Source organism: Streptomyces lonarensis (assembly GCF_012033735.1).
Taxonomy (GTDB): Bacteria; Actinomycetota; Actinomycetes; order Streptomycetales; family Streptomycetaceae; genus Streptomyces; species Streptomyces lonarensis.
In genome coordinates this window covers 1-8721 of the sequence record NZ_JAAVJD010000219.1, presented here as the reverse complement: position 1 = coordinate 8721, position 8721 = coordinate 1, and the positions used below count along the sequence as shown (strand labels likewise).

At 75.0% G+C, this 8721-nt stretch carries 11 protein-coding genes; 6 read left to right on the top strand and 5 right to left on the bottom strand.

Going from position 1 to position 8721, the window contains the following annotated elements:
* Positions 1–274 precede the first annotated feature (274 nt).
* The 4 genes from HCN56_RS20790 to rdgB all read left to right on the top strand — a co-directional run bounded on the left by HCN56_RS20790 (position 275) and on the right by rdgB (position 4183).
* Positions 275–1510, top strand: a complete 1236-nt coding sequence (locus tag HCN56_RS20790) for an alanine racemase (protein WP_167973389.1) — start codon at positions 275–277, stop codon at positions 1508–1510.
* 356 nt (positions 1511–1866) lie between these two features.
* Complete coding sequence (locus HCN56_RS20785; RefSeq protein ID WP_167973391.1) at positions 1867–2649, top strand: MBL fold metallo-hydrolase; 783 nt, start codon at positions 1867–1869, stop codon at positions 2647–2649.
* Between the two features lie 95 nt (positions 2650–2744).
* Entirely contained in the window at positions 2745–3476 is a 732-nt protein-coding gene (gene rph / locus HCN56_RS20780; protein WP_167973387.1) for a ribonuclease PH, read from the top strand.
* A 107-nt stretch (positions 3477–3583) separates the two neighbouring features.
* Positions 3584–4183, top strand: a complete 600-nt coding sequence (rdgB, locus tag HCN56_RS20775) for an RdgB/HAM1 family non-canonical purine NTP pyrophosphatase (RefSeq protein WP_167973385.1) — start codon at positions 3584–3586, stop codon at positions 4181–4183.
* 100 nt (positions 4184–4283) lie between these two features.
* Here the strand turns inward: rdgB and HCN56_RS20770 are convergent, their stop codons facing one another.
* On the bottom strand, positions 4284–4691 hold the full coding sequence (locus HCN56_RS20770; protein WP_167973383.1) for a RidA family protein: 408 nt from the start codon (positions 4689–4691) through the stop codon (positions 4284–4286).
* Between the two features lie 147 nt (positions 4692–4838).
* Between HCN56_RS20770 and HCN56_RS20765 the strand changes: the two genes are divergently transcribed.
* Positions 4839–5219, top strand: coding sequence for a winged helix-turn-helix transcriptional regulator (locus HCN56_RS20765; protein ID WP_167973381.1), 381 nt, complete (start codon positions 4839–4841; stop codon positions 5217–5219).
* A gap of 38 nt (positions 5220–5257) precedes the next feature.
* On the opposite strand, the gene HCN56_RS20760 is transcribed toward HCN56_RS20765, so the two are convergent.
* The 4 genes from HCN56_RS20760 to bcp all read right to left on the bottom strand — a co-directional run bounded on the left by HCN56_RS20760 (position 5258) and on the right by bcp (position 8157).
* Positions 5258–5950, bottom strand: coding sequence for a class F sortase (locus HCN56_RS20760; RefSeq protein ID WP_167973379.1), 693 nt, complete (start codon positions 5948–5950; stop codon positions 5258–5260).
* On the bottom strand, positions 5940–6554 hold the full coding sequence (locus tag HCN56_RS20755) for a hypothetical protein (RefSeq protein ID WP_167973377.1): 615 nt from the start codon (positions 6552–6554) through the stop codon (positions 5940–5942). The genes HCN56_RS20760 and HCN56_RS20755 overlap by 11 nt, the downstream gene beginning before the upstream one ends.
* A 138-nt stretch (positions 6555–6692) precedes the next feature.
* A complete protein-coding gene (locus tag HCN56_RS20750) occupies positions 6693–7472 on the bottom strand; it encodes an HAD-IIA family hydrolase (RefSeq protein WP_167973375.1) in 780 nt (259 codons plus the stop codon).
* Between the two features lie 217 nt (positions 7473–7689).
* Positions 7690–8157, bottom strand: coding sequence for a thioredoxin-dependent thiol peroxidase (gene bcp / locus HCN56_RS20745; RefSeq protein ID WP_167973373.1), 468 nt, complete (start codon positions 8155–8157; stop codon positions 7690–7692).
* 172 nt (positions 8158–8329) lie between these two features.
* Between bcp and HCN56_RS20740 the strand changes: the two genes are divergently transcribed.
* Entirely contained in the window at positions 8330–8662 is a 333-nt protein-coding gene (locus HCN56_RS20740) for a DUF3618 domain-containing protein (protein WP_312871329.1), read from the top strand.
* Positions 8663–8721: the final 59 nt, after the last annotated feature.

Below are 8721 nucleotides of genomic sequence, written 5' to 3'. Positions count from 1 at the left end.
ACGCGCCCCGCCCCGGTCGACGCGTCCTGACGCGGTCTGCCGAACGGTACCGGCCGGGGGAACCGCGTCGCACGACGCCCGTCCCCGGCGCACCGACCGCCGAACCCGCAGCCCTCACTCCCGCTCCGGCCGATTATCGCTCCCCGCCCCCACCGGCGGCGCGGCGGCCGCGGGGGCGCAGCCGACGCACCGGCCGATACCCGTCCGCCGCCACTTGACCGCCCCGGCGCGCCCGTTACCGTGGGGCGCCCGACACATCGCACCAGGGGGCACGATGAGCCAGACCCGCGCCACGCGCGACCACGCGCCGGACGGCGACCGGTTCGGGCGCCTCGCCCGCGCGACCGCCGCCCTCGAACCCCCTTTCGCCGTCGTCGATCTCGACGCCTACCGGGCCAACGCCCGCTCCCTGGTGCGCCGTTCACTCGGCAAGCCGATCCGCGCCGCCAGCAAGTCGCTGCGCTGCCGGCACCTGCTCGCCGACGCGCTGGACACCGACGGCTTCCGCGGCGTGCTCGCCTTCACCCTGCCCGAGGCGCTCTGGCTTGCCGAACGCCACGACGACGTCGTCGTCGGCTACCCGACCGCCGACCGCGTCGCGCTGCGCCGCCTCGCCGGGGACGATCGGCTCGCCTCCCGGGTGACGCTGATGATCGACTCGGTCGAGCAGCTGGAGCTGGTGCTCGCCACCGCCCGGCCCGCGCCCGACCGCCCCCTGCGGATCTGCCTGGAGCTCGACGCCTCGTACCGGCCGCTCGGCGGGCGGCTGCACCTGGGCGTGCGGCGCTCCCCGGTCCACAGCCCCGGGGCGCTCGCCGCGCTGGCGCGGGCCGTCGTCTCGCGGCCCGGTCTGCGGTTGGTCGGGCTGATGGCCTACGAGGCCCAGATCGCCGGCGTCGGCGACGCACCCGGCGGCGGCCCCGCGGCGGCGGTCCGCGGGCTGGCCGTCCGGGCGCTGCAACGGGTCTCGGCGGTGGAGCTGCGCGAGCGGCGCGCCACCGCCGTCGCCGCCGTCCGCGCCGTCGCCGACCTGGAGTTCGTCAACGGCGGCGGCACCGGCAGCGTGGAGCGGACCGCCGCCGAACCGGCCGTCACCGAGGTGGCCGCCGGCTCCGGGCTGTACGCGCCGCTGCTCTTCGACACCTACCGTGCCTTCACCCCGCAGCCGGCCGCCTTCTTCGCGCTGCCGGTCGTGCGCCGCCCCGGGCGGGGCGTCGTCACGGTCCTGGGCGGCGGCTGGACCGCCTCCGGCGCGCCCGGCGCCGACCGGCTGCCGCGCCCCGCCCACCCGCCGCGGCTCGGCTACAGCTCCACCGAGGGCGCGGGCGAGGTGCAGACCCCGCTGCTGGGCGCGGCCGCCGACGCCCTCGCGCTGGGGGAGCGGGTCTGGTTCCGCCACGCCAAGGCCGGCGAGCTGGCGGAGCGGGTCAACAGCCTCCACCTCGTGGCGGGCGACCGGATCGTCGACGAGGTGCCGACCTACCGGGGCGAGGGCCGCGCGTTCCTCTGAGGGCGGGGGTGAGGCCCCGCGCCCGGCCTGCGACGCCGGCTGCCGCGTCGCCGAAAAACGCTCGCACACACCCCGGTACGAGGGCGGCCCTCCGGCTGATCGCATGTGACGCCGCGAGCCGATACGACGCGGGGTCCCACCCACGCGCTGAGCGGCGGGCCACCGCGCCCCCCTGCACGGTCCGCGACCGCCGTGCGGGTGGCCCGGCACGGGTACACGCGTGCGCGCCGTCACACCGCTGTCCCCCGAGCCGGTGATTCGCTGGTGATTCCGCCCACACCCCAAGCCGCTGAAGGGGCGTGGCGCCGGTTCGCGACTTACAGTCGATGAACCCCATCACGGAGGTCCACCCCCTCATGAAGCTCACCGTTGTCGGCTGTTCGGGGTCGTTCCCGTCCGCGGACTCGGCCTGCTCCAGCTACCTCATCGAGGCCGAGGGCTACCGACTGCTGCTGGACCTGGGCAACGGTGCCCTCGGCGAGCTCCAGAAGTACTCCGGGCTGTACGACATCGACGCCGTGGTCATCAGCCACCTCCACCCCGACCACTTCATCGACATGTGCGGCTACTTCGTCGCCCGGTACTACCGGCACGAGGGCGGGCGCTGCCGACCCATCCCGGTCTACGGTCCCGCGGGCACCGAGGAACGACTGGTCACGGCCTACGCCGACACCCCCACCGAGAAGTCGATGAGCGAGGTCTTCGACTTCCGCACCCTGGCCCACGGCGACGAGTTCGCCCTCGGCCCGCTCTCGCTGCGCACCGCGCTGATGCGGCACCCCGTCGAGGCATACGGCTTCCGGATCGAGCACCGCGGCGCCGCCGTCACCTACTCCGGCGACAGCGGGCCCTGCCAGGCGCTGGACGAACTGGCGCGCGACACCGACCTGTTGCTCTGCGAAGCCTCGTTCGTCGACGGACGGGAGAACCTGCCGGACGTCCACATGACGGGCCGGGAGGCGGGGGAGTGCGCGGCCCGGTCGCGTGCCGGATCGCTGGTGCTCACCCACGTGCCGCCGTGGACCGACGCCGGGCTCAACCTGCTGCACGCCCGGGCCGTCTACGACGGTCCGACGGAGCTGGCCCGACCCGGCGCCGTCTACCACCCCCACCCGGCCGGCGCGCTGCCCCGCGGCTGACTGCCCCGCGGCCGCACAGGACGAGGTACCGCCGCCGCCGGGCCCGCGCGGCGGCCGGTGGGAGCCGGAGCCGGGCAGCGGCTAGGCTCCCCACCATGTCTCGCATCGATGGCCGAACCCCCGAACAGCTCCGACCCGTCACGATCGAACGCGCCTGGAGCAAGCACGCCGAAGGGTCCGTCCTGGTCTCGTTCGGTGACACCAAGGTGCTGTGCACCGCCTCCTTCACCGAGGGCGTGCCCCGGTGGCGCCGGGGCAGTGGCGAGGGCTGGGTGACCGGCGAGTACGCGATGCTGCCGCGTGCCACCAACACCCGCGGCGACCGCGAGTCGGTCCGCGGCAAGATCGGCGGACGCACCCACGAGATCTCCCGGCTCATCGGCCGCTCGCTGCGCGCCGTCGTCGACACCCGCGCGCTCGGTGAGAACACCGTGGTCCTGGACTGCGACGTCCTCCAGGCCGACGGCGGCACCCGCACCGCCGCCATCACCGGCGCCTACGTCGCCCTCGCCGACGCGGTCGCCTGGGCGCGGGCGAAGAAGCTCGTCAAGGCGGGCGTCAAGCCGCTGACCGGCGGCGTCTCCGCCGTCAGCGTCGGCATCGTGGACGGCGTCCCGCTGCTGGACCTCTGCTACGAGGAGGACGTGCGGGCCGAGACCGACATGAACGTGGTCTGCACCGACGACGGCCGCTTCGTCGAGGTGCAGGGCACCGCCGAGGGCGCCCCCTTCGACCGCCGCGAACTCAACGCGCTGCTCGACCTCGCCGCGGCCGGCTGCGGCGAGCTGGCGCTGGCGCAGGCCGCCGCGCTGGAGTCCGCCGGCTGACACCCGAGCCGCCGGCGGGCCGCCGCACCCCCGCCCCCGGCGGGAACGCGGCGGCCCGCCGGGCCCCGCGCCCTCCTCAGGCCGCCGGTGCCGCGATAATCGCGGCCATGCAGCAACTCGTACTCGCCACCCGCAACGCCCACAAGGTCACCGAGCTGCGCGCCATCCTGGCCGCCGCCGGAGTCACCGCGGAACTGACCGGTGCCGACGCCTTCCCCGAGGTCCCCGACGTCAAGGAGACCGGCACCACCTTCGCGGAGAACGCCCTGCTCAAGGCGCACGCCCTCGCCACCGCCACCGGGCTCCCCGCCATCGCCGACGACTCCGGCCTCTGCGTCGACGTCATGGGCGGCGCACCCGGTATCTTCTCCGCCCGCTGGGCCGGCCGCCACGGCGACGACCCCGCCAACCTGAACCTGCTGCTGGCGCAGCTCTCCGAGATCGACGACCCGCACCGCGGCGCGTACTTCGCGTGCGCGGCGGCGTTCGCGCTGCCCGACGGGACCGAGCGCGTCGTCGAGGGCCGGCTCCCCGGGACGCTGCGCCGCGAGCCCGCCGGGCCGAACGGTTTCGGGTACGACCCGATCCTCCAGCCCGAGGGGGAGACGCGGACCTGCGCCGAGCTGTCCCCGGACGAGAAGAACGCCATCAGCCACCGGGGCCGCGCCTTCCGCGAGCTGGCACCGCTCGTGCTGCCGCTGCTCTGAGCCCTCGGCTGCTGTGCGCCCGCTCGGCGACCGCCCGCGGGGCGCCCGGCCCGGTCCGTGCGCCCCGCGCCGCCCCGCGCCCCGCCCCGTCCCGCCATGCTCAGTCGAGGACGGCGATGGCCTCGATCTCCACCAGGTGGTCCGGCACGTCCAGCGCGGCGACGCCGATCAGCGAGGCGGGCGGGCCGGGGGTGAACCCCAGCTCCGCAGCGGCCCGCTCGATGCCCGCGAGCAGCTCCGGCATCCGCTCGGGCGTCCAGTCGACCACGTACACCCGCAGCCGCACGACGTCCGCGAAACCGGCGCCGACCGAGGCCAGCGCCGTGGCGACGTTGCGGTAGCACTGCACCACCTGGGCGGCGAGGTCGCCCGTCCCCACGGTCGCGCCCGTCGCGTCCCAGGAGACCTGGCCCGCGACGTGCACCGTCCGGGACCCGGTGGCGACCGAGACGTGGCGGTAGACACCCGCGTCGGGAAGCCCCTCGGGCTGTACCAGGGTGACCGGCATGCGCTGCTCCTTCTGCCGAACGGGCCCGGTGCCCCGGCGCCCGTGGGGTGGCGACCACGTCCCCGTGGTCTCTTGCGGTTACCTGGAAACCGTAGGAAACTCGGCGCCGACATGGAAGAACGCACTTCTCGGAAACTCGGTAACCTCATGGGAACCACCCGGTACACCGGCTCGCCCGAGGACGCGGACATCACCCGCGCCGACTCCCTGGGCCGGCAGATCTTCTCCGACGTCGCCAACAAGTGGGCGATGATGATCATCGACCTGCTCGGCGAGCGCACCCACCGGTTCAGCGAACTGCGCGACGCGATCGAGGGCATCAGCCACAAGATGCTCACCCAGAACCTCCGCATGCTGGAGCGGTACGGGCTGGTGGAGCGGACCGTGTACGCGACCGTCCCGCCCCGGGTGGAGTACACGCTCACCGAGCCCGGCCAGGACCTGCGCACCCGGGTCCACGCGCTCTGCGACTGGACCCACCGCCACCTGGGCCACATCGAGGCGTCCCGCAGCCGGTTCGACGGCTGACACCCGCCGGGGCGTCCCGGTCACCGGCCCCGCCGCCGTCAGACCGCCCGGTACCCCGAGCGCTCCCCGGCCCCGCCCGTCCCGGTGAGGTAGGCGGAGACGACCACGTTGGCCGAGTAGGTGCCCCGTTCGCGGTCGAACGTCCCGCCGCAGGTGATCAGCCGCAGCTCCGCGCGGCGCGGGTCGTGCGCCCCGTACACCGTCTCCGCGTCGAACTCCTCGCGCTCCACCACCGCGACCCGCTCGACGGTGAAGGTCGCCGTGGTGCCGTCGGACCGCTCCACCGAGACCTCGCTGCCGGGGCTGACCGCGCTCAGTCCGTAGAAGACGGCGGGTGCGGTCTCGGTGTCGACGTGCCCGACCAGCACCGCCGCGCCCGCCGCGCCGGGCGAGGGGCCGCCCTCGTACCAGCCGGCGATGTCGGCGGCCTCGAACGGCGGGGGCTCCACCCCGCCGCCGCTCTCCACACCGCGCGGGATGACGTCCGCGCTCACCCCTATCGAGGCGATCTCCACCGTCGTCGGCACCGCCGAGCCGGTCAGCGGCTCCAGCGGCGGCGGCAGCAGCCGGCCGTCGCTCAACTGGCCGCGGGTGCCGCCCGCCAGCACGCCGGAGCCGTCCGAGCCCCCGGTCAGTCGCACCCCCCACGCCCACAGCGCCACCAGCACCATCACCCAGGCCACCGCGGTGAACAGCCGCCCGCCGCCGGAGGTGCGGGGCTCAGTGTCCATCGGCGCCGCCCCGCCGCCGTCGGGCGGCGAGGACCACCGCCCCCACCAGCAGGCCGCCGGCGAGCAGCGTCACGCCGAACGGCGCCGCCACCTCCGACCCCGCCGCCGGCGCGCCCGCACCGGCGAGGTGCTCGTCCTCGGCCGTGCCCCCGCCGCCCGCCGGCACCGGGGCGGTCGGCCGCGACGGCCGGTCGCCGTGGTCCTTGTCGTGCGCCACCACGACCAGCTTGGCGGCGCCGGCGCGCTCCCGGCCGTCGCACGAGACGTCGACCGGGTACACGCCGGGGGCGATCGAGGAGGAGACCCGCCCCTCGCCGAACAGCCCGCCGTCGGAGCGCCCCAGCGGGACCTCGGCGACGAACGCCTCGGAGTGGGCGGTCGCCTCGTGGTGCTTCGCGCACCCCGTGACCCGCACCTCCACGTCGTCGCCGGGGCGCGGGGTGAGGGGCGAGAGGCGGACGTCGACGCGGTGGTGGCGCCCGCCCCCGTACTCCTCGGACTCCGGCTCCGGCGACGGCGACGCGGCGGCGGAGCCGCCGGTCGCCAGCAGCGCGGCGGCAGCGGCGGAACACAGGGCGAGCTGGACGGGGCGGGCGATACCCATGGCGGAACCTCCGGTTCGGTACGTTCCGAAGGTCGCCCGCCCGGCCGCGATCCGCATCCGCTGCGCGGCGTCGTTACGCCGTTCGTCGCGCCGATTGCGCCGGCCGGTCGGGGCCGGCGCCACCGGGGCGACGCCGGGTCAGACGCGCTCCACGAGGTCCGCGATGGAGTCGACGATCGTCGACGGGCGGAACGGGTGGCGGTCCACGTCGCCGGGGCCGGTGACGCCGGTCAGCACCAGGAAGGTCTCCATCCCGGCCTCCAGCCCGGCGAGCACGTCGGTGTCCATGCGGTCGCCGATCATCGCGCTGGACTCCGAGTGGGCGCCGATGGCGTTCAGCCCGGCGCGCATCATCAGCGGGTTGGGCTTGCCGACGAAGTAGGGGTCGCGGCCGGTCGCCTTGGTGATGAGCGCGGCGACCGAGCCGGTGGCCGGCAGGACGCCCTCGGTCGAGGGGCCCGTCTCGTCGGGGTTGGTCGCGATGAACCGGGCGCCGTCCTTGATGAGCCGGATCGCCTTGGTCAGCGCCTCGAAGCTGTAGGTGCGGGTTTCGCCGAGCACCACGTAGTCGGGAGCCGTGTCGGTGAGGATGTACCCGATGTCGTGGAGGGCGGTGGTGAGGCCGGCCTCGCCGATGACGTAGGCGGTGCCGCCGGGGCGCTGGTCGTCCAGGAACTGCGCCGTCGCCAGCGCGGAGGTCCAGATGTTCTCGACCGGCACCTCCAGCCCCATCCGGCTGAGCCGGGCGTGCAGGTCGCGCGGTGTGTAGATCGAGTTGTTGGTCAGCACCAGGAACGGCTTGCCGGACTCCCGGAGCCGGGCGACGAACCGGTCGGCGCCGGGGATCGGCACGCCCTCGTGGATGAGGACACCGTCCATGTCGGTCAGCCAGGACTCGATCGGCTTGCGCTCTGCCACGTCAAGGACTCCTGCCGTACGCGTCGGGCGGCGGCGGCCGCGGCCGCGTCCCGGTGGCCCGGGCGGCTGCTCGACGGAGCAGCCCGCTGACCACAGGGTATTCCAGTGTGCGTTCGAGCGGGGCGGCGCCCGGCTCCGCGCGGCCGCCGCGAGGGGGCGGACGCGCGAAGGCGTGGCCGCCGCGAGGGGGCGGACGCGCGAAGGCGTGGCCGGTCGCTCAGATCTTGAGGTCGCGGATGAGCTTGGCGACGTGGCCGGTGGCCCGCACGTTGTAGAACGCGTGCTCGATGGCGCCGTCCTCGCCGACGACGAAGGTCGACCGGATGACGCCGGTCACCTTCTTGCCGTACATGACCTTCTCGCCGTAGGCGCCCCAGGCGGTCAGCACCTCCTTGGCCGGGTCGGCGACGAGCGTCACCTTCAGCGACTCCTTGTCCCGGAAGGAGGCCAGCTTCTCCGGCTTGTCGGGCGACACGCCGATGACGTCGTACCCCGCCTCGGCCAGCACGTCGAGGTTGTCGGTGAAGTCGCACGCCTGCTTGGTGCAGCCCGGCGTCAGTGCGGCGGGGTAGAAGTAGACGATGACCTTCCGACCCGCGTGGTCGGCCAGGGACACCCGCGCGCCGTCGGCGTCGGGCAGGGTGAAGGCGGGGGCTGCGTCTCCGGGCTTCAACCGGTCGCTCATGGCGGTGCTCCTCGTCGCTGCTGTCGTGGTGCGGGGCGGGCGTCACGGGCCGACGCCGCCCGGGTGCACCCGCCCGAGCTTAGAACAGTGCCGTGCGGGGGTCGTGGGGCGCGGGAGCGGGGGACAGCTGACAGACTGTCCGCAACGAAGAGTCGATCACGGAGGCATTGCGGTGTCGGAAGCCAAGAAGGCAGCCCCGGGTTCCGCGGAGATCGCGGCCCGGATCGAACGCAGGCGCGACCAGCTCGCGGCGACGCTGGACGAGATCGCGGTCCGAATCCACCCCAGCACGCTCGTGGACGACGCGAAGGCCCGCGCCGCCTCGGCCGTGGACCGCACGGCGGGCAAGGCGTTCGTCGCGGTCAACCGGTCCGTCACCGACGTACGGGGACGACTGGTCACCGCCGACGGGGCGCCGCGCCTGGAGCGCGTCGTGCCGCTGGCACTGGTCGTGGTCGGGGTGACCGGCCTGCTGGTCCTCTCCACGCGCCGCCGCCGGCGCTGACCGCGCCGCGCGCCGCGGGCGCGGGGAGCCCACGGGTGGGGGCGCCGCATCGGCGCCCC

Excerpts from the sequence above, each read along its gene's own strand:
- HCN56_RS20790 (WP_167973389.1), top strand. The coding sequence starts at position 275 with ATGAGCCAGACCCGCGCCACGCGCGACCACGCGCCGGACGGCGACCGG.
- HCN56_RS20785 (WP_167973391.1), top strand. The coding sequence starts at position 1,867 with ATGAAGCTCACCGTTGTCGGCTGTTCGGGGTCGTTCCCGTCCGCGGAC.
- rph (WP_167973387.1), top strand. The coding sequence starts at position 2,745 with ATGTCTCGCATCGATGGCCGAACCCCCGAACAGCTCCGACCCGTCACG.
- rdgB (WP_167973385.1), top strand. The coding sequence starts at position 3,584 with ATGCAGCAACTCGTACTCGCCACCCGCAACGCCCACAAGGTCACCGAG.
- HCN56_RS20770 (WP_167973383.1), bottom strand. The coding sequence starts at position 4,691 with ATGCCGGTCACCCTGGTACAGCCCGAGGGGCTTCCCGACGCGGGTGTC.
- HCN56_RS20765 (WP_167973381.1), top strand. The coding sequence starts at position 4,839 with ATGGGAACCACCCGGTACACCGGCTCGCCCGAGGACGCGGACATCACC.
- HCN56_RS20760 (WP_167973379.1), bottom strand. The coding sequence starts at position 5,950 with ATGGACACTGAGCCCCGCACCTCCGGCGGCGGGCGGCTGTTCACCGCG.
- HCN56_RS20755 (WP_167973377.1), bottom strand. The coding sequence starts at position 6,554 with ATGGGTATCGCCCGCCCCGTCCAGCTCGCCCTGTGTTCCGCCGCTGCC.
- bcp (WP_167973373.1), bottom strand. The coding sequence starts at position 8,157 with ATGAGCGACCGGTTGAAGCCCGGAGACGCAGCCCCCGCCTTCACCCTG.